This window comes from Weissella sagaensis (assembly GCF_010306265.1).
GTDB classification, from domain to species: Bacteria; Bacillota; Bacilli; order Lactobacillales; family Lactobacillaceae; genus Weissella; species Weissella sagaensis.
Genome location: NZ_BLKA01000007.1, coordinates 69,042 through 88,466 on the forward strand (window position 1 = coordinate 69,042; position 19,425 = coordinate 88,466).

A 19,425-nucleotide genomic window follows, 5' to 3' on the forward strand; every position below is an offset into this window, starting at 1 on the left:
GCTTTTTTAGCTAATACAGGAGAGTAACACGATGACAACCTTTTATTTTGTACGACATGGTCAAACGCTAGCAAATGCAAGTGGTTTAAAACAAGGTCAAATTAATACTGAAAATACAGAGTTAAATGAAACGGGAATTCAACAAGTTACAAGGCTAGCAGAGCATTTTGATTTAGATTTTGCGCAACATCTTGTAGCTAGTCCATTGAACAGAACGCAACAAACAGCGGCATTATTAAATAAAACGGGTCAATTGTCGCTACAAACTGATGAAAGATTATTAGAAATTTCATATGGTCAATGGGACGGTAAAAGTAATCAAAAATTAATGACGGCATATCCGGATGTTTTTGATGACATCTTGCATGATGTTTTACCACAATATGTTAAATATGCAACTGAGGGTGAAACATTTGAACAGGTGGTTGAACGTGTACAGATCTTTTTAGATGAAATGACGAAAAATTATCCAACTGATAATATTGTGGTAGTAACGCATGGCTTTACGATTAAAGCAGTGATAATGGCGACTTTTGGTATAACGCCAGCAACAATACATTTACCAGAACCAGGCAATGCTAGTATGACAAAATTGACACAGACAACTGATGGTCAAAAGTATTTACACTTTTTTAATCAACAGTATTGATGAAATGTAATTTTTATTAAAAATTAATGTTTTTTTGTGCTTGTACAAGTATAATAGCCTGTAATAGTATTTAGGAGGAAATCAAAGTATGGCGCAAGGCGTAAAAATTGTTGCCTCATCTCATTATGTACCTGAAGATATTGTCACCAATGATGATTTGGCAACAATTATGGATACAAATGACGAGTGGATTCAAACACATACGGGTATTAAGACGCGACATGTATCTCTTCAAGGAGAAAATACTTCAGACTTAGCAACTAAGGCAGCGCAACAAGCATTTGAACAAACGTTACTTACGCCAGACGATATTGACTTAATTATTGTGACGACGTTTACACCAGATGGTTTAGCGCCATCCACTGCAGCGTTAGTTCAAAGAAACTTACAAGCAAAAAAAGCATGGGCATATGATATATCAACTGCTTGTGCTGGATTTGTGTTTGGGTTAAGCACTGCTGATAAATTTTTAAAAGCCAATGCAGCAAAATATGCTTTAGTTATTTCAGCTGAAGTTAATTCTAAAATGATGGATTTTAATGACCGAACGTCTGCTGTATTCTTTGGGGATGGGGCAGCTGCCTTTATTTTAGAAGCTTCATCAGATAGCCTTGTAGTTGCTGAGCAAATGCATACAATTGGTAATTCAAAAGTGGTTCATTCTGGATTAATTGCACCGTTAAATGAAATATCTGCGAATAATTACCCCAAAACGACGGCTTTCCACCAAGAAGGACGTCAGGTATTTAGTGAAGTAGAACGTTTAATTCCGGCACATATTAATGACTTATTGCAACAGAATAATTTAACGCCAGATGACATTGACTATTTTATTCCGCATCAAGCAAACTTGCGGATTATAGAGATGTTGGCCAAAAAATTAAATCAGCCAATGAGCAAATTTGTTACAAATGTAACTAAATATGGTAATACATCGTCAGCCGGTATTGCGATGGCTTTGGATGAACTAAGACACCAAGTGCCTTTAAAAGGTAAAAAAGTTTTATTAACGGGATTTGGTGCCGGCTTTACTTATGGAAGTCTCTTGTGCCAATTTTAAAATTAACGGTATAATATAGTTAAGGAGGCCAAATGGATTATAATCAAATGTTAGATCAGCTTAGATCGGGCGAATTAGATCAATTTATAGTTAATGCAAAAGAGTTTTCAGATTTCTATAATGTTTGGCGTGACTACCCATATCAAAATGCAATTACTGGTACTGCTGAACGAGGTGGCATTATCACGTACACAGCAAAAGATGATGAAGCATCATAGAAATAAATTTATTGATAACTATAACGCAATGAATATTAATGAAAAAAATATGTAAGCGCTTGCGATTGTATTTAATACCTGATAAAATGTTTATAGAGGTTAGTTGAAAAAAGATTGTTGAAAGTATTGATTCACTAAACCCATTTATAAGAATAATATTTAAATTTAGAGGAGATTATCACCATGGAATCACGCGAATTTCACATTGTAGCCGAAACTGGTATCCACGCACGTCCAGCAACTTTGTTGGTACAAGCAGCTTCAAAGTTCTCATCAAACGTTACCTTGTCATACCAAGGTAAGGATGTAAACTTGAAGTCAATTATGGGTGTTATGTCATTGGGTGTTGGTCAAAATGCTGACGTTAAGATTTCTGCAGAAGGTGATGACGAGGCTGATGCCTTGGCAGCTATTGCAGAAACAATGTCAACTGAAGGTTTGACTGATTAATTTGTAATTAAATAAACAGATTCAAAGGGAACAGAGTAATGACTAAAAAAATTACAGGAATTGCAGCATCTAATGGTGTTGCAATTGCAAAAGCATATAAGCTTGTTGACCCGGATCTGTCTTTTGAGACTCGCACAATCGACGATGCTCAAGGTGAAAAAGACCGCGTAAATGCGGCCTTTTTGGCATCTAAGGCAGATTTGGAAACAATTCGTACTAAAGCTGAAGCGTCAATGGGAGCTGATGAAGCTGAAGTATTTACTGCACATATTATGGTATTAGAGGATCCAGAACTTCTAAGTAGTATCAATGATAAAATTGATACCGACAAAACAAATGCTGAAGCAGCGCTAAAAGCTGTTACTGATATGTATATTGGTATGTTCGAAGCTATGGCAGATGATAATCCATATATGGCAGAACGTGCTGCTGATATTCGTGATGTTACGAAGCGTGTTTTGAGTCATTTATTAGGCAAAGATTTACCCAATCCTGCCTTGATTAATGAAGAAGTTGTAATTGTTGCGCACGATATGACGCCTTCAGACACAGCACAACTTGATCGTCGCTATGTAAAAGGCTTTATTACTGATGTTGGTGGTCGTACTGCCCACGCAGCGATTATGGCACGTACGCTAGAAATCCCTGCAATCGTCGGTTCTGATGTTGCTACAAAGGATATTGATGAAAATGATATGGTAATTTTGGATGGCTTGGATGGGGATGCATTGATTTTACCATCTGATGCTGAAATTGCTGAATATCAACAAAAGGGTCGTGCATATGCTGATAAGAAGGTAGAATGGGCTAAGCTAAAGAATGAAAAGTCTGTTTCTGCTGATGGTAAAGAATTTGTCATTGGTGCTAATATCGGTACTCCCAAGGATCTTGATGGTGTGATTGAAAATGGTGCTGAAGGTGTTGGCCTTTATCGTACTGAATTTTTGTACATGGATTCTTCAGAATTACCAACTGAAGAAGCTCAGTTTGAATCATATAAGAAAGTACTTGAAAGCATGGATGGTAAACCTGTAACGGTTCGTACGATGGATATTGGTGGTGACAAGCACTTACCATATTTGCCATTACCAGAAGAAGATAATCCATTTATGGGTTACCGTGCTATCCGTATTTCATTAGATCGTGATGATATTTTCCGGACGCAATTGCGTGCGCTATTACGTGCATCAGTTTACGGTCAATTGTGGATTATGTTCCCAATGGTGGCAACATTACCAGAATTCCGTGCTGCTCGTGATATCTTTAATGAAGAAAAAGCGAAGTTAGTTGCTGAAGGTACTGAAGTTTCAGATGATATCAAGTTAGGTATCATGATTGAAATTCCAGCTGCAGCTGTTTTGGCTGATAAATTTGCTCAAGAAGTTGATTTCTTCTCAATCGGAACAAACGACTTGATTGGTTATTCAATGGCTGCAGATCGTGGTAATGACCGTGTGTCATATTTGTATCAACCATATAATCCATCAATCTTACGTTTGGTTAAGAATGTTATTGATTCTGCTCACAAGTATGGTAAGTTTGCTGCAATGTGTGGTGAGATGGCTGGTGACCCAATTGCTTTGCCTATCCTTGTGGGTATGGGATTAGATGAATTCTCAATGTCAGCTACATCAATTTTGCAAGCGCGTTCATTGATGAAGAAGTTGGATACGCAAGAAATGGCGCAGCTAGCTGAGCAAGCCGTTGATTCTGAAACCAATGATGAAGTTATTGCTTTAGTACAAGCTAATGTTTCAGTAGACTAGATAAGTTAATAAAATATTTAATGGAGATAATCTGAAATAACAGGTTACCTCCATTTTTAATTAGCCATAATTTTAAAGCTTGATATGATTCTGTTATCGGTAACATAGGATAACCTGATATGCTTATTTGTATATTAGAAAAATAATAAAAGATATTTCTAATGAATTTATATATATAATATTGTTATAAATAATTTAAAATAAATCAATGAAAGCGATTACTTAAATCAATGATTGTATTGTTGAATATTTAATGAGTCTCCTATAAGCTAAAGTCATTAATAAATAACTGGGGGATTTATCAATGAATACAAAATGGTGGCAAAATGAGGTTGTCTATCAAGTTTATCCGCGCTCTTTTCAGGATACTAATCATGATGGTATTGGTGATATTCAAGGGATGATTAATCGTTTGGATTATATTAAAGATTTAGGTGTAACAATGATTTGGGTATCACCAATTTATAAATCACCAATGGTAGATATGGGATATGATATTTCTGATTATCAGGATATTGATCCACAATTTGGTACCTTGGATGATTTTAAGCGGTTTTTATCCGAAGCCGAAAAAAGAGGTATTAAGGTCATTATGGATTTAGTGATAAACCATACCTCTGATCAGCATCAATGGTTTATTGACGCGTTGGAACATCCTGATAGTGAGTATCGGGATTACTATATTTTTAAGCAAAGTGACGACGGTAAAGCGCCAAATAATTGGCGAAGTATTTTTGGTGGTTCTACTTGGGAGCCTGTACCAGGGGAACAAGGAAACTATTACTTTCACACATTTGCACCACAGCAACCCGATTTAAACTGGGAAAACCCAAAACTAAGACAAGAAATTTATCAAATGATTAATTGGTGGCTAGAAATGGGGGTTGCTGGCTTCCGTGTTGATGCGATTACGCATTTGAAGAAAGATTTGGATTGGGCCAGTTTACCTGCTGATGGCATTGATGACCTAGTTGCAGTTGTTAAAAAGGGACAAAATCGTCCAGGCATTGATTTGTTTTTGAATGAATTAAAAGCAGCAACTTTTGATAAGTATGATGCCTTAACAGTTGGTGAAGCATATGGTGTTCCTGACAGTGATCTAGAAAAATATGTTGGACCTGAAGGCTATTTTTCAGCTATTTTTGATTTTTCATATATGAATATTGATGTGCAAAACACCGATGAATGGTATCGAGGTCGCAGTACTTGGCAAATTAAAGATTTACGCCAAGCAATGTTTAATGCCCAGCGAACGGCTATTGATATTAAAGGGACCTTGGCTAATGTCTTGGAGAATCATGATCAACCAAGAGTGCTTTCAAAATTAGTACCAAATAAGGCATATCAAACTGCACAGACAGCCAAGGCATTAGCGACGATGTATTATTTCTTACCAGGATTGCCTTTTATTTATCAAGGACAAGAACTAGGAATGAAAAATTTTGAACGTCAAGACATTGCAGAATTTAATGATGTATCATCAATTAATAATTATCATGAAGCATTAGAAACTGGCTACTCAAAGGAAGCGGCATTAGCTTCAATTAATGCAAAATCAAGAGATAATGCACGAACACCGATGCAATGGGACGATTCTGAGTTTGGTGGTTTTTCAGACGTAACGCCTTGGTTAAAGATGGGCAACGATCGTCAAGGTATTAATGTTTCTGATGAACAGGCAGATACTTCATCAGTATTACATTATTATCAAAAATTAGGACAAATTCGACATGATGAAAATTGGGAAAAACTTGCAGTATCGGGTGTATTTACACCATTAACTTCACTGCCTGATACAGTAATTGGATATCAACGGACATTAGGTCAACAAGTTTTGACGATATTGGTAAACTTGTCACCAAATAATGTAAGATTTGGGTTGGTGCAAATAGGTGAACAACTTGTAACAGTGGGTGATACTGCGATAAACCAACATCGTGTGACGATGTCAGGATATAGTGCAATAGTGCTTGGGGTCAAATAAATATTGTGAATATATAAGCAAGGAACGTACTTAAAATGATTAATTTTGTACGTTCTTTTTATGTGAATTTATGTTACCGGTAACATCGTGCTTTTTTTTAATAAGTTGCTATAATTATTAATGAAAACGCTTACATTATTTTGGGATATTTTGAAAAGAGGATAAAAAATGGGTAAGGCAAATAAAATTGTTATGATGACAGCACTGGCTGCTACAGTTACTTCAGCAGGTATATTCGTATCAAATAATTCGGCTTCTGCTGATGATAAAGCAGTTAAATTATGGGTTGATAATAAAGCATATAAACCAATCGTTAAGCAATTTACAAAAGACACTGGTATCAAAGTGGACTTTAAAATTGGGCAGTCAGCAGATGCTCAAGCTGATTTAAAAAAGGATCCGTCAGCAGCAGCAGATGTCTTTATGTTTCCACATGATCAATTAGGGCAAATGGTGCAGGCGGGCTTGATTTATCAAAACACGAAGTATGAAAAGAGCATTAAAAAGGATCAGACTGATTCAGCTGTCCAAGGGGCTTCATATAAGGGCAAGATGTATGGGTACCCTTATGGTGTTGAGACGCAAGTTTTATATTATAACAAGGAAAAGCTTTCAGCAGATGATATTAAATCATGGGCCTCACTTACTGAGAAAGGTAAGCTAACAACAAACTTTGCTGGTGACGGTGCTAATTATAAATATGTACCATTATTTATGAGTAATGGTGATTACTTGTATGGTGAAAATGGTGAAAAAGTAAAAGGCACTAACTTTAACAATGATAAAGGCATGCAAGTTTTAAAGTGGATTGCCCAGCAAAAGGATAATAATGGTGTTATTCAAAGTACGGATGCAGCTTCTTTAAACAAAATGTCAAATGGTAAGGCCGATGCCTATCTTTCTGGACCATGGGATAAGGTGACTTTGAAAAAGGAAATGGGAGATAAATTAGGGGTTGCCAAGTATCCAACAGTTAATTTTGGTGATGGTGACAAGCAGATGAAAACTTTCCTGGGTGTTAAATTATTTGGTGTTAATGCACAAACAGATAAAGCATTAAATGCAATGAAATTAGCTAACTACTTATCATCAAATAAAGTCCAAAAGCAAGTGTTCGATAAATTAGGTTACGTACCATCAAGTAAATCAGTACAAGCTAGTGGCGATGTTCAAAAAGATGATGTGGCTGCTGCTGTGACGGAAATGGCTAAGCCTGAAAATTCAGTTATTATGCCTAAATTACCACAAATGGTGACCTTCTGGGGACCGTCAGATGCATTGATTAATGATGCTTATAAAGGCAAGCTTACCTCAGATACAGAGATGCAATCTAAGTTAGATAAATTGGTTAAGCAATCAACAAAGTCTGAAAAATAAGTTACATAGTAATAACTAAGATATGCCTAGTAAGGCATATCTTTTTATCATCACTATATGGAGGATATCGCATGCAAACGCAGAAACTATCAGTGCGTGAAGCCTTAAAAGTAGGCGATTGGCGAATGAAATTATCGGCTATCATTATGGGGACATCGCAACTTTTACATGGACAGATACTAAAAGGATTATGGTTTTTAGCAGTTGAAATTTCTTTTTTTACTTGGTTCTTTGCTAGAGGAATTAAGAGTTTACAATCCCTAATAACTCTTGGAACACATAAGCAAGGATTTGTATTTGATAAAAAGTTAGGGATAAATGTGTTACATCAAGGTGATAATTCGATGTTGTTGCTCTTGTTTGGGGTTGCAACTATTCTCGTTGTTGTTATCTTTTTTTATCAATATTGGGTAAATTTAAAATCAGCTAGAAAATTGCAGGAATTAGATTTATATCATAAAAGCATTCCAACTTTAAAAGAAGATTTATCAGCATTATTAGATAGCAAGTTACATATCTTGCTAATGTCGGTACCGGTTGCTGGTGTCGTTGCTTTTACGATATTACCATTAATTTATATGATTTCTATTGCCTTTACGAATTACGATCATAATCATTTACCACCTAAAAATTTATTTAGTTGGGTTGGCTTTGAAAATTTGGGTAATGTGCTCGGTGGAGATGTTGCTAGTACATTTTTCCCATTACTAGGTTGGACCATTGTTTGGGCCATTATGGCAACAGTAACATCTTTCTTGTTTGGTGTATTATTAGCCATGTTAATCAATGCTAAAGGCATTAAGGGTAAAAAGGTTTATCGTACGTTATTTATCTTAACAATGGCAGTACCGCAATTTATTACATTATTAATTATGAATAATTTATTAAATGATTCCGGTATGGTTAATACAATGCTGATGAATTGGCATGTGATTAGTCATCCTTTGCCATTCTTAACTGACGGCACTTGGGCAAAGGTCACCGTAATTATTGTTAATATGTGGATTGGTATTCCAGCCACAATGTTGGTAACAACAGGTATTTTACAAAATTTGAATCAAGATCAAATTGAGGCTGCTGAAATTGATGGGGCTAACAAATTTCAAATTTTCCGTGATTTAACTTTTCCCCAAATTCTATTTGTTATGGCACCAAGTTTAATTCAACAATTCATTGGTAACATCAATAATTTCAATGTTATTTTCTTGTTAACCGGTGGTGGTCCGATGAATTCTGATTACTATAATGCAGGAGACACCGATTTATTGGTGACTTGGTTGTACAAATTGACAATCGATGCTGCAGATTACAACCTAGCTTCAGTTATCGGAATTTTGATTTTCACATTGTCAGCAGTATTCTCTTTATTTGCTTACAAACGTGTTAATAAGATGAATAATCTGGGATAGGAGTAAGTTATGAAAAATAAAAATAAACGGACACGTATGATTGTTTATACAATATTAACGTTATTGGCAGTAGTATGGGTATTACCTATCATTTGGATTGTATTAACGAGTTTTAGATCTGAAGGTGGCATGTTTGTTGATTATTTTATACCACATCATTTCACACTAGATAATTATAAAATGTTGTTTACTAATTCAACATATCCTTTTGGTCGTTGGTTCATGAATACATTAATTGTCGCAGTTGTTAGTGCAACATTATCAACATTTATAACGGTTGTGATGGCATATTCGTTATCAAGATTAAAATTCCGTTGGCGTGGCCGTTTCTTACAAGGTGCGTTGGTATTGAACATGTTTCCTGGCTTTATGAGTATGATTGCTATTTATTACATTTTGAAGGCAATTGGATTGACACAATCACTAGTTGCACTAATTTTGGTTTATGTAGCAGGAGCAGCGTTAGGATTTTATGTACAAAAAGGTTTTTTTGATACAATCCCAATTTCTTTAGATGAGTCAGCAATGTTAGATGGCGCAACGAAGTGGGATATTTTTAGAACAATTACGTTACCTTTGTCAAAGCCGATAATTGTGTATACAACATTAATGGCCTTTACAGGACCATGGATGGACTTCATTTTTGCACGAGTAATTATGGGCGATAATATTCAAAATTATACGGTAGCAATTGGTTTGTATACTATGATGACCCGTGAATCTGCAAATTCGTTGTTTATGGCGTTCGCTGCTGGATCTGTATTAATTGCGGTACCGATTACAATTCTATTCATCGCTTTGCAAAGATTCTTCGTTGAAGGTATGACCTCAGGTGCAGTAAAGGGTTAAGAGGAAAATAAAATGGCAGAAATAAAATTAGAACATATTAAAAAACAATATCAGAATGCCAGTGAACCATCAGTCGCTGATTATAACTTAGATATTCATGATAAAGAATTTATTGTTTTTGTTGGACCATCTGGATCAGGTAAGTCAACAGTATTGCGCATGATTGCTGGTTTAGAAGAAATAACGGATGGCACATTTACTATTGATGGTGAAGTAATGAACGAAGTGGCACCAAAGGATCGGGAAATTGCGATGGTTTTTCAAAATTATGCACTTTACCCACATATGACAGTCTTTGATAATATTGGCTACAGTTTAAAATTAAAGAAGACGCCTAAAACAGAAATTGAAGAACGGGTTCATCAAGCTGCCAAAATTTTAGGAATTGAACCATATTTGGAGCGTAAACCAGCCGACTTGTCGGGTGGTCAACGGCAACGTGTTGCTATGGGGCGAGCAATTGTGCGAGATGCAAAAATATTATTAATGGATGAGCCACTCTCAAACTTGGATGCAAAGTTACGTGTACAAATGCGTGCAGAAATTACTAAAATTCATAAGCGAATGGGTGCAACAACAATTTATGTGACGCATGATCAAACTGAGGCAATGACTTTAGCTGATCGTATTGTCATTATTGATCATGGGGATATTCAACAAATTGGGACACCAAATGAACTATATAATGAGCCGACTAATACTTTTGTGGCAGGCTTCATTGGTTCACCAGCAATGAATTTATTGGAAGTTGAATATTATGATGGTATGTTAGTGAGCGATGAAGGATTTTCTGTAACCTTACCGCAAGGTATTTCTAAACAATTAACTGATAAAGGATATGAAGACAAAAAAATTGTATTTGGTATTAGGCCAGAAGATTTACACCTTGATCCGATTGCAATGGAGACATATGTTGGTGGCAAATTTACAACTCAGGTAGAAATTTCGGAGTTGCTAGGTGCTGATGTTATGTTATATACAAAAATTGGTAATTCAGAAATTGTCGTTCGTGGTAAAGGTAGTGATTATGTTGCACCAGGTACAGCAATCCAAGTTGCAGCTAATCTATCAAAAGCACACTATTTTGATGCTGTCACAACAAACCGCATTATTTAATAAAGGAGAGTGCTTATGTTCAAGGCAGGTATTTATCATCGACCAGAAAGTGAAGATATAACGTTACTGTCAGAAGATACAGTGGCTATTCGCATTAAAACAGCATTAAATGATATTAAAAAAATTAAATTATTGTATGGGGATCCTTATCTCATATCGGCAGATAAGCCAGCAATATCACAATTTTTAATTAAGAAACGGCATGATGATATTTATGATTATTGGGAACTGGAATTAGAGCAAAAGACGAAACGTTTAGCCTATGCATTCTTGTTAGAAGATTATGATGGTGAAGTTAGCCTTTATGCTGATCAACAGTTTTATCACCCTAATAAGCAAATTAGTGAAAATGGTAGTGCATTTTTTAAGTTACCATACTTTCATTTAATTGATGCTAGTATTGGACCAAGATGGGTTAAAGAAACAGTTTGGTATCAAATTTTTCCAGATCGGTTTAATAACGGTAATATAAATAATGATCCGGTTAAGACATTACCTTGGGATTCAACAGTATCACCCCAATCAGATAGCTTTTATGGTGGCGATTTAGAAGGTATTATTGAAAAATTAGATTATTTAATAGATTTAGGAATTAATGGATTATACTTAACCCCAATTTTCAAAGCGCCGTCTAACCATAAGTATGATACAAGTGATTACTATGAAGTAGACGTCAATTTTGGAGATAAAGCAACTTTAAAAAAGCTAATTGATGAAGCCCATAAAAGAAATATGCGTGTGATGCTAGATGCCGTGTTTAACCATATTGGTGATCAGTCACCAATATGGCAGGATGTTATCAAAAATGAGAATCAATCGCAATATATAGATTGGTTTCATATTAATCATTTTCCAATAGCTGTAAATTCTGACATAACGGATGAAGCATTTTCCAAAAAAGCTAATTATGATACGTTTGCATTTACACCTCACATGCCAAAATGGAACACGAGTAATCTTGAAGTACAGGAATATTTGCTTTCAATTGGTGAGTATTGGGTGAAGGAGTTTGACATTGATGCTTGGCGTTTAGATGTTGCAAATGAGGTAGACCATCACTTTTGGCGTCAGTTTAGTACGCGTATGAAGCAAATTAAACCAAATATTTACATTTTAGGTGAAATTTGGCATACATCGCAACCGTGGCTAGATGGCAGTCAATTTGATGGTGTCATGAACTATGCATATATGCAGCATATAAAAGACTTCTTTATACAGAACGATCAAACCCCTGAAGAATTTACTAATCGTTTGACACATGAGTTGATGTTATATTCGGACACAACTAATCAAATGATGTTTAATTTATTAGATTCACATGATACAGCACGTATTCAAACTGAAGTTAGCAATGAAAAAATTGTCAGACAGTTATTGATGTTTATGTTTATGCAACCAGGTACACCTGATATTTACTATGGTACAGAATTAGGGATGACTGGTGGTGATGATCCAGATAACCGTAAACCAATGGCATGGCAGTTAGCTAATGAAGATAATATAACTTATCAGAATACGAAAATTATTATCAAAATTAGAAGGCAATATGCAAAATTATTTGCAGAGGGTAATCTAGTATTAATCCCGTTACAAGATGGTATTGTAGTAAAACGCCAGCTAGGCCAAAAAATAATTACAGGTGTATTTTCTCGTCAAAGTACATTACCTATTGAAGACGTTAGTGGTATGACTGTATTATTTGGTAACGAAGACATCCTTGAAAGAAAGTTAGCACCGCATTCGGTGTTTGTATATTTGACTAAATAAATGTTGCTATATTTAGTTTAAGCCTAAATAGTTCTGCACAACTAAGCATGGTATAATTGGTTTTAGTATAACGAGGGATGGTAATAAAGATGTCACGACGACCAATTGTAATTGCAAACTGGAAAATGAATAAGTTGCCAAGTGAGGTATCACAATATATCCAATATGTTGCACCAAAATTGGTTGGTTATCCAAATGTTGATGCTGTATTAGCAGGGCAAGATGTGTTACTAAATACAATGGTTATGGCGGCTAAAGATACTTCAATTGAAATTGGGGCGGAAAACATGTATTGGCAAGATAAGGGGGCTTATACAGGTGAAACTAGTCCACGTGCCTTGGCTGATTTAGGAATTAGCAAAGTTATTATTGGGCACTCTGAACGGCGTAATTATTTTCGTGAAACTGATGAAATGGTTAATTTGAAAACCTTGGCAGCGCTAAGAAATGGTGTGGCCCCAATTATTGCGATTGACGAAGCTGTGCAACTAACATCTTTAAATGATCATGCGCATTGGATCGTTAATCAAGTAGTAGAGTCACTCAAAGGTGTTACTGAGCAGGAAATGAGTCATATATTGTTAGCTTATGAACCAACAGCTGCAATTGGTTCAGGACAAGCAATGACACCAGTTGATGCGCAAAAAAGCTTACGAATTATTCGTCAAACAGTTGCGGATATGTTTAATCAGGATATTGCTGATCGTGTGCGTATTTTGTATGGTGGTTCAGTAAAACCAGCTAATGCTTATGATTTATTAAAACAACCAGATATTGATGGGGTATTAGTGGGGGATGCAGCTTTAGATGCAACAACTTTCCTAGAATTAATCAGTTTAGCTGATCAGGCTAAAAGAAATTAATCGTAAGTAAACAAAAAACGCTTTGCCGCACTATAATGCGGGACAAAGCGCTTTTTTATTTTACTAATTGAATTAATCAATTGATGAAATTGCTGTATCTGGTTCTGATGGTGCAACTTCATCTGGTACATCATCGTCAATTATTTGTGAGGAATCAGTATCATTGCTAGATTCACTTGATGACTCATCAGAATGGCTACTTGACTTATCTGAACTATGAGAAGAACTATCACTCGTATCACTATTTTCAGATGAACTAGATGTGGATGACGAATTATTCTGTGAAGAGCTACTATTAGAAGATGTTACAGCCGAAGAAGTGCTTTGTGAAACTGAAGAAGTTGTTTCTGAGGCACTTATACTACTACTTGCCTGAGTTGTTTCACTACTTGAAACCGGATTACTCTGTGAACTATTATTTTTTGATGTTTGACTGGTATTGCTTTGTGAAGAAGGTTGGGCATAAAACGACTGCTGACTTGATTGCGTTTGCGAAGGACGTTTTGTACTTGTTGAAATAGCAGCTTTGTTGTTGGTATTAACTGCTTGTTCTTGTGAATCAGCAATGAAGACACCACTATCGGCTAATCGTGAACTAAATTTGGATGATTCAGATTTTGATGAAGCTTGTGCTTGTTTTTGCGATTGTAAATGGGTTACTTCTTCTCGGGGGTTAGTTAGCCAACCGGAGAAAGCTTGGGAAGTACTTAAAAAACACACAGGAATGATAAAAAGTAGACCAACTAGTAATGAAATTGTATAAATTGTACGTTTCATAAAATATCCCCCCAAAACCCATTTGATTTAATTAGTTTAACGTGATTAACAATTACATGACGGTCAAAAGTGTAACAAAATGACAACAAATCACTTGCAAATTAATGTCTAGAATATAAAATGGTGAACAAGCAAAGTGTTTTTAAAGATATATATAACTGTTATTTGACTAATTTATGAACTTTTTAACTGATGAAAAGGTCATTGTTAGCATATACTTTGAATTATGTTACAATAGTTTTCGAGGGATAATCCCATATAACTATACTTTCAAGAATGAGTAAGGAGAAGACAACATGTCTGCAATTACTGATATTTATGCACGCGAAGTTTTGGACTCACGTGGAAACCCTACTGTTGAAGTTGAAGTTTACACTGAATTAGGTGGCTTCGGTCGTGGAATTGTGCCATCAGGTGCTTCAACTGGTGTTAATGAAGCTGTTGAGCTACGTGATGGTGACAAGAGCCGTTTCCTAGGTAAGGGAACTTTAAAGGCTGTTGAAAATGTTAACAAGGTAATCAAGGACAAGTTGGTTGGTATGGATGTTACCGATCAAGTTTTGTTGGATCGTACAATGATTGCCTTGGATGGTACACCAAACAAAGGTAAGCTAGGTGCTAATGCAATCTTGGGTGTTTCAATTGCTGCTGCTCGTGCAGCTGCTGATGAACTTGGTACACCATTGTACAATTATCTTGGTGGATTCAACTCAAAGGTTTTGCCAACACCAATGATGAACGTTGTTAATGGTGGTGCTCACGCTGATAATTCTGTAGACTTCCAAGAGTTTATGATTATGCCAGTTGGTGCTAAGTCAGTTGCTGAAGCTATTCGTATGGGTTCAGAAACTTTCCATGCATTGCAAGCTTTGTTAAAGGAATCTGGTCACTCAACTGCTGTTGGTGATGAAGGTGGATTTGCACCTAACTTTGCTTCAAACGAAGAGCCATTCCAATACTTGTTACAAGCTATTGAACGTGCTGGTTACAAGCCAGGTAAAGATGTTGCGATTGCCTTTGACGTTGCTTCATCAGAATTCTATGATCACGAACGTAAGATTTACACGTTAGATGGTGAGCCTGATAAGAAGGAATACACAACTGATGAATTTATCGACTATCTAGAAAACTTGGTAGAAAAGTACCCAGTTGTATCAATCGAAGATCCTCTTGCAGAAGCAGAAGACCTAAACGATGAAGAGCAATGGGATAACTGGGCTAAGTTAACAGAACGTCTTGGTAACAAGGTACAACTAGTTGGTGATGATTTCTTCGTTACAAATACTGACTTCTTGGCAAAGGGTATTGCTAAGGGAGCAGCAAACGCTATCTTGATCAAGGTTAACCAAATTGGTACTTTGACTGAAACAGTTGAAGCAATTGAAATGGCTAAGGAAGCTGGTTATACAGCTATTGTTTCACACCGTTCTGGTGAAACTGAAGATACAACAATTTCAGACTTGGTTGTTGCAACAAATGCTGGTCAAATCAAGACTGGTTCAATGTCACGTACTGATCGTATTGCAAAGTACAACCAATTAATGCGTATTGAAGATTTGTTGACTGACAAGGTTGCTGAATACAAGGGTATTAACAGCTTCTACAACATTGACAAGTCTGCACGTGATGCAATTGTTAACTACGAAGCAAAATAATTAAATATTTAACTAAAGTAAGACTTGGCTATTATTAGCCTAGTCTTACTTTTTTTATTGAGACAAACTTGGTCCTATGTTATGCTATATAAGTATATATAGACTATAAACAGAAGAAAGAGGAGGCACCAAGATGTACGACATATTATTAACGGCAATGATTATAGTTGGTGCGCTAATTATAATTGCAGTTATGATGCAACCATCAAAACAACAAGATGCTTTGTCAGCATTGTCAGGTGGTGGCGGTGGTGACTTGTTTGCAACCCAAAAGGCCCGAGGATTTGTTGCAGTTATGCAACGTATCACGACTGTTCTTGCAGCAATCTGGTTTATTTTGGGATTGGCGCTAGTTTACCTTTCTTCACATTAAAAATCACCAGTACTCAAGACCCTTCGTGACATGTATTGCGAGGGGTCTTTCATTTTAAGAAGAGTGAGAAATCAATGGAATTACAAAATTTACAAGACCAGTTATTTGGTTTTTTGAAAGGGAATCCAACCCAGGCTTATCCAGCACAAACGTTGACTGATGGGTTACGGTTAGATGACGCAAATGCGTTTAAACTAGTAGTCCAATCTTTGGCTGCTTTAGAGCGTAGTGGCAAAGTTAAAGTCAATGAAGCAGGTGCTTTCCAATACAATGCTGAACATGAGGGTGTGATTGGTACATTTAAAGCGAACGACAAAGGATTTGGTTTTGTTCATTACGATGAAACAGCGCCAGATGTTTTTGTTAATCCTGACAACACAGCTTTTGCAACCCAAGGTGATGAAGTTCGGGTTAAGTTACTTAATAAAGGTGATGAAAAGCGTGGACCAGAAGGAAAAATTATTGAAATTATCACGCGTGGTCGTGAACAAGTGGTCGGTGAATTTACATTAGGTAGCCCGTATACTGGTTATATTGGGAGTGTCCGATTAACTGATAAAAAATTTGCCTCATTTGAATTTTTGGTCAAAGAGGGTGGTTTAGCGGCAACAGATGGTGAAGTTGTCGTAGCATCAATTGCAACATATCCTTCAGCTGAAATGCCAAAGCACTTTACTGGTTCAATTGTCGAAAAGATTGGTTATAAAGACGAACCAGGGGTTGATATCATGGAAATTGTTTATAACTATGATGTGCCACACGTTTTCCCTAAAGCAGCAATGGCACAAGCTGAAAAAATACCTGATGAGGTGCAAGATAGTGAACGTGAGGGCCGTGAAGATATTACGGACCAAACGTTGGTAACTATTGATTCAATTGAATCAAAGGACTTAGATGATGCTGTGGTGGTATGGAAGTTACCAAATGGTAATTTTCATCTTGGTGTTCATATTGCGGATGTTTCTCACTATGCAGTTGAAGGTACACCTTTAGACGAAGAAGCTTACAACCGTGGCACGTCAGTTTATTTGACGGATCGTGTTATTCCTATGCTACCGCGTAAGATTTCTAATGGCATTGCTTCTTTGAATCCAGGTGTTGACCGGTTAGCAATGTCAGCCGAAATGGAGTTCACACCGAAAGGTAATTTAGTAAATCATCGATTGCATACATCAGTCATGCGTTCACATGCACGCATGACATATAAAGCCGTGAATGCTATCCTAGCAGGTGATGAAGAAGTACGTAGTGAATATGCTGAGTTGGTGCCTATGTTTGAAGACATGGCAGAATTGCATGAAGCCTTAGCAGCCAAACGTACTGCCCGGGGTGCAATCGAATTTGATGCGCCTGAAGCAAAAATTATTGTTGACGAACAAGGTAAGCCAACAGATATTGAATTACGTGAACGTGGGTTATCAGAACGGATTATCGAGTCATTTATGCTAGCAGCGAATGAAACGGTTGCAATGCATTTTGATTTAGCGAAGGTACCATTCTTGTATCGTATTCACGAATCACCAGATGCTGATCGCGTTGAAAAATTTGTTGATTTCGTTAAAGCATTAGGTGCGCCAGTTAAGATTGACCCTGAAAAGATTAAGTCAACAGACTTACAAAGTATTCACAATTTCTTTATCGATCGTCCTGAAGAACAAATGGTATCAACCATGATGTTACGGACAATGAAACAAGCTAAATATTCTAATGATCCATTGGGTCATTTTGGAATTGGTGCAGATTATTATACACACTTTACGTCGCCAATTCGTCGGTATCCTGATTTAACGGTTCATCGTTTAATTAAGTGGTATGAAAAGAATGGCCTTGGTGAAGAAGCACAAGCTAAATACGCTGATAAATTAGCTCAGATTGGTGAAGAAACTTCAGTTAAGGAACGTCGGGCAGTTGATACCGAGCGTGATACAGATGCGATGAAGAAAGCAGAGTATATGCTTGATAAAGTCGGACAAGAATTTGATGGTGTTGTAAACGGTGTCTTGAAGTTTGGCATGTTTATTTCATTAGAAAATACGGTTGAAGGTTTGATTCATATCTCTAATTTTACTGATGATCAATATGTTTATGATGAAGCCCACATGGCACTTATTGGACGTCGTTTGCATCATATTTACCAAATTGGTCAACCTGTCAAGGTACGTGTTGTTCGTGTTGATAAAGAACAATCATCAATTGATTTTGTGCTAGTTGATCCAGAAGAAGCACCAATTACTGATATTAAAGTACCTGAAGATAATCGCGGTGCCTTTGGTAACAAGAATCGTGGTGACCGTCGTCATAATGATAAGCGTAACCGTTCAACAAAGGGTGGTAAGACGCATAATGATGGTAAGCCATTTGGTGCATACCATAACAAGCGTAAGCCTGATGATAAGCGTCAAGATTCTAACCGGAAGGGTCGCCATTCGTAATGACAAATTAGGGGGTTATCATGGCTAAAAAAAAGCGACGTACTAATGACGCGTTGGCCACGAATAATAAAGCACGCTATAATTATGCAATTGCTGAAACATATGAGGCCGGTATCGAATTAACGGGAACTGAAATTAAATCTGTTCGTGCTAGTAAGATTACAATAGGGGACGGATTCGTACAGGTTCGTAATGGACAAGCGTGGTTAGATAATGTTCATATTAGTCCGTTTGAACAAGGCAATCGATTTAATCATGATCCATTACGTAGTCGGCGCTTATTATTGCATAAGAAAGAAATTGATACCTTACAAGCAGCTGTAGCGCAACAAGGTAAAACGATTGTGCCATTACGTGTTTATTTAAAACATGGTTTTGCAAAAGTTTTGATTGGCGTTGCCACTGGTAAACATAATTATGATAAACGTGAGACGATTAAAAAACGTGATCAAGATCGTGATTTACATCGAACAATGAAAAAGCGCTATTAGTAGGATAAAAATTCAATTATTGGCGAAAGAACATCAAGTACGTCTTTTGTTTAAAAAAATAGCAAATCATCCAAAATGGGTGATTTGCTATTTTTATATATTGCTTTTTAAATCATATAATAATAGCGTTTAAGAAGTTTTGTATCGTTATATTTTATGTCAGGAAAACTAACATCATTTACCCGCTTA

17 protein-coding genes are annotated in these 19,425 nt (G+C 36.4%); 16 read left to right on the top strand and 1 reads right to left on the bottom strand.

Annotated elements, in window-relative coordinates; translation table 11 throughout:
* The first annotated feature begins 31 nt into the window (after positions 1-31).
* The 12 genes from G7Y65_RS07785 (at position 32) to tpiA (ending at position 13,508) form a co-directional block, all read left to right on the top strand.
* On the top strand, positions 32-649 hold the full coding sequence (locus G7Y65_RS07785; RefSeq protein WP_042493714.1) for a histidine phosphatase family protein: 618 nt from the start codon (positions 32-34) through the stop codon (positions 647-649).
* An 88-nt stretch (positions 650-737) separates the two neighbouring features.
* The gene (locus tag G7Y65_RS07790; RefSeq protein WP_042493716.1) at positions 738-1,709 is read left to right on the top strand and encodes a beta-ketoacyl-ACP synthase III; all 972 of its coding nucleotides are present in this window, start codon (positions 738-740) and stop codon (positions 1,707-1,709) included.
* Positions 1,710-1,741: 32 nt separating this feature from the next.
* Complete coding sequence (ykzS, locus tag G7Y65_RS07795) at positions 1,742-1,927, top strand: protein YkzS (protein WP_042493717.1); 186 nt, start codon at positions 1,742-1,744, stop codon at positions 1,925-1,927.
* A 183-nt stretch (positions 1,928-2,110) separates the two neighbouring features.
* On the top strand, positions 2,111-2,377 hold the full coding sequence (locus tag G7Y65_RS07800; RefSeq protein WP_042493719.1) for a phosphocarrier protein HPr: 267 nt from the start codon (positions 2,111-2,113) through the stop codon (positions 2,375-2,377).
* A 38-nt stretch (positions 2,378-2,415) separates the two neighbouring features.
* Entirely contained in the window at positions 2,416-4,143 is a 1,728-nt protein-coding gene (gene ptsP, locus G7Y65_RS07805) for a phosphoenolpyruvate--protein phosphotransferase (protein WP_042493720.1), read from the top strand.
* Between the two features lie 304 nt (positions 4,144-4,447).
* Complete coding sequence (locus G7Y65_RS07810) at positions 4,448-6,127, top strand: glycoside hydrolase family 13 protein (RefSeq protein ID WP_042493721.1); 1,680 nt, start codon at positions 4,448-4,450, stop codon at positions 6,125-6,127.
* Positions 6,128-6,295: 168 nt separating this feature from the next.
* Positions 6,296-7,504 carry an extracellular solute-binding protein gene (locus G7Y65_RS07815; RefSeq protein WP_137600801.1) on the top strand — a complete coding sequence of 403 codons (1,209 nt, stop codon included), beginning with the start codon at positions 6,296-6,298 and terminating at the stop codon, positions 7,502-7,504.
* Between the two features lie 71 nt (positions 7,505-7,575).
* Positions 7,576-8,913 carry a carbohydrate ABC transporter permease gene (locus G7Y65_RS07820; RefSeq protein WP_042493724.1) on the top strand — a complete coding sequence of 446 codons (1,338 nt, stop codon included), beginning with the start codon at positions 7,576-7,578 and terminating at the stop codon, positions 8,911-8,913.
* A gap of 9 nt (positions 8,914-8,922) precedes the next feature.
* On the top strand, positions 8,923-9,762 hold the full coding sequence (locus tag G7Y65_RS07825) for a sugar ABC transporter permease (RefSeq protein ID WP_042493726.1): 840 nt from the start codon (positions 8,923-8,925) through the stop codon (positions 9,760-9,762).
* Positions 9,763-9,774: 12 nt separating this feature from the next.
* Positions 9,775-10,878: an ABC transporter ATP-binding protein gene (locus G7Y65_RS07830; RefSeq protein ID WP_042493729.1), complete on the top strand. Its 1,104-nt coding sequence runs from the start codon at positions 9,775-9,777 to the stop codon at positions 10,876-10,878.
* Positions 10,879-10,893: 15 nt separating this feature from the next.
* A complete protein-coding gene (locus G7Y65_RS07835) occupies positions 10,894-12,645 on the top strand; it encodes a glycoside hydrolase family 13 protein (protein ID WP_137600803.1) in 1,752 nt (583 codons plus the stop codon).
* An 89-nt stretch (positions 12,646-12,734) separates the two neighbouring features.
* Positions 12,735-13,508: a triose-phosphate isomerase gene (gene tpiA / locus G7Y65_RS07840; RefSeq protein ID WP_042493734.1), complete on the top strand. Its 774-nt coding sequence runs from the start codon at positions 12,735-12,737 to the stop codon at positions 13,506-13,508.
* A gap of 72 nt (positions 13,509-13,580) precedes the next feature.
* Here the strand turns inward: tpiA and G7Y65_RS07845 are convergent, their stop codons facing one another.
* Complete coding sequence (locus G7Y65_RS07845) at positions 13,581-14,285, bottom strand: hypothetical protein (RefSeq protein ID WP_042493736.1); 705 nt, start codon at positions 14,283-14,285, stop codon at positions 13,581-13,583.
* A gap of 296 nt (positions 14,286-14,581) precedes the next feature.
* Here G7Y65_RS07845 and eno point away from each other — a divergent pair, with 296 nt between their 5' ends.
* The 4 genes from eno (at position 14,582) to smpB (ending at position 19,236) form a co-directional block, all read left to right on the top strand.
* Positions 14,582-15,940 (top strand): phosphopyruvate hydratase, encoded by a 1,359-nt coding sequence (eno, locus tag G7Y65_RS07850; RefSeq protein ID WP_042493738.1) that lies wholly within the window; start codon positions 14,582-14,584, stop codon positions 15,938-15,940.
* 133 nt (positions 15,941-16,073) lie between these two features.
* Positions 16,074-16,313, top strand: coding sequence for a preprotein translocase subunit SecG (gene secG / locus G7Y65_RS07855; RefSeq protein WP_042493739.1), 240 nt, complete (start codon positions 16,074-16,076; stop codon positions 16,311-16,313).
* A gap of 74 nt (positions 16,314-16,387) precedes the next feature.
* A complete protein-coding gene (gene rnr / locus G7Y65_RS07860; RefSeq protein WP_165314778.1) occupies positions 16,388-18,745 on the top strand; it encodes a ribonuclease R in 2,358 nt (785 codons plus the stop codon).
* 20 nt (positions 18,746-18,765) lie between these two features.
* Positions 18,766-19,236 carry an SsrA-binding protein SmpB gene (smpB, locus tag G7Y65_RS07865; protein ID WP_042493741.1) on the top strand — a complete coding sequence of 157 codons (471 nt, stop codon included), beginning with the start codon at positions 18,766-18,768 and terminating at the stop codon, positions 19,234-19,236.
* Positions 19,237-19,425: the final 189 nt, after the last annotated feature.

What these genes read in the sequence shown, in the direction of transcription:
- ptsP (WP_042493720.1), top strand. Translation starts at nt 2,416, where the DNA reads ATGACTAAAAAAATTACAGGAATTGCAGCATCTAATGGTGTTGCAATT.
- G7Y65_RS07810 (WP_042493721.1), top strand. Translation starts at nt 4,448, where the DNA reads ATGAATACAAAATGGTGGCAAAATGAGGTTGTCTATCAAGTTTATCCG.
- smpB (WP_042493741.1), top strand. Translation starts at nt 18,766, where the DNA reads ATGGCTAAAAAAAAGCGACGTACTAATGACGCGTTGGCCACGAATAAT.
- G7Y65_RS07790 (WP_042493716.1), top strand. Translation starts at nt 738, where the DNA reads ATGGCGCAAGGCGTAAAAATTGTTGCCTCATCTCATTATGTACCTGAA.
- G7Y65_RS07825 (WP_042493726.1), top strand. Translation starts at nt 8,923, where the DNA reads ATGAAAAATAAAAATAAACGGACACGTATGATTGTTTATACAATATTA.
- eno (WP_042493738.1), top strand. Translation starts at nt 14,582, where the DNA reads ATGTCTGCAATTACTGATATTTATGCACGCGAAGTTTTGGACTCACGT.
- G7Y65_RS07845 (WP_042493736.1), bottom strand. Translation starts at nt 14,285, where the DNA reads ATGAAACGTACAATTTATACAATTTCATTACTAGTTGGTCTACTTTTT.
- ykzS (WP_042493717.1), top strand. Translation starts at nt 1,742, where the DNA reads ATGGATTATAATCAAATGTTAGATCAGCTTAGATCGGGCGAATTAGAT.
- G7Y65_RS07830 (WP_042493729.1), top strand. Translation starts at nt 9,775, where the DNA reads ATGGCAGAAATAAAATTAGAACATATTAAAAAACAATATCAGAATGCC.
- G7Y65_RS07815 (WP_137600801.1), top strand. Translation starts at nt 6,296, where the DNA reads ATGGGTAAGGCAAATAAAATTGTTATGATGACAGCACTGGCTGCTACA.
- G7Y65_RS07835 (WP_137600803.1), top strand. Translation starts at nt 10,894, where the DNA reads ATGTTCAAGGCAGGTATTTATCATCGACCAGAAAGTGAAGATATAACG.
- tpiA (WP_042493734.1), top strand. Translation starts at nt 12,735, where the DNA reads ATGTCACGACGACCAATTGTAATTGCAAACTGGAAAATGAATAAGTTG.
- G7Y65_RS07820 (WP_042493724.1), top strand. Translation starts at nt 7,576, where the DNA reads ATGCAAACGCAGAAACTATCAGTGCGTGAAGCCTTAAAAGTAGGCGAT.
- G7Y65_RS07800 (WP_042493719.1), top strand. Translation starts at nt 2,111, where the DNA reads ATGGAATCACGCGAATTTCACATTGTAGCCGAAACTGGTATCCACGCA.
- rnr (WP_165314778.1), top strand. Translation starts at nt 16,388, where the DNA reads ATGGAATTACAAAATTTACAAGACCAGTTATTTGGTTTTTTGAAAGGG.
- secG (WP_042493739.1), top strand. Translation starts at nt 16,074, where the DNA reads ATGTACGACATATTATTAACGGCAATGATTATAGTTGGTGCGCTAATT.
- G7Y65_RS07785 (WP_042493714.1), top strand. Translation starts at nt 32, where the DNA reads ATGACAACCTTTTATTTTGTACGACATGGTCAAACGCTAGCAAATGCA.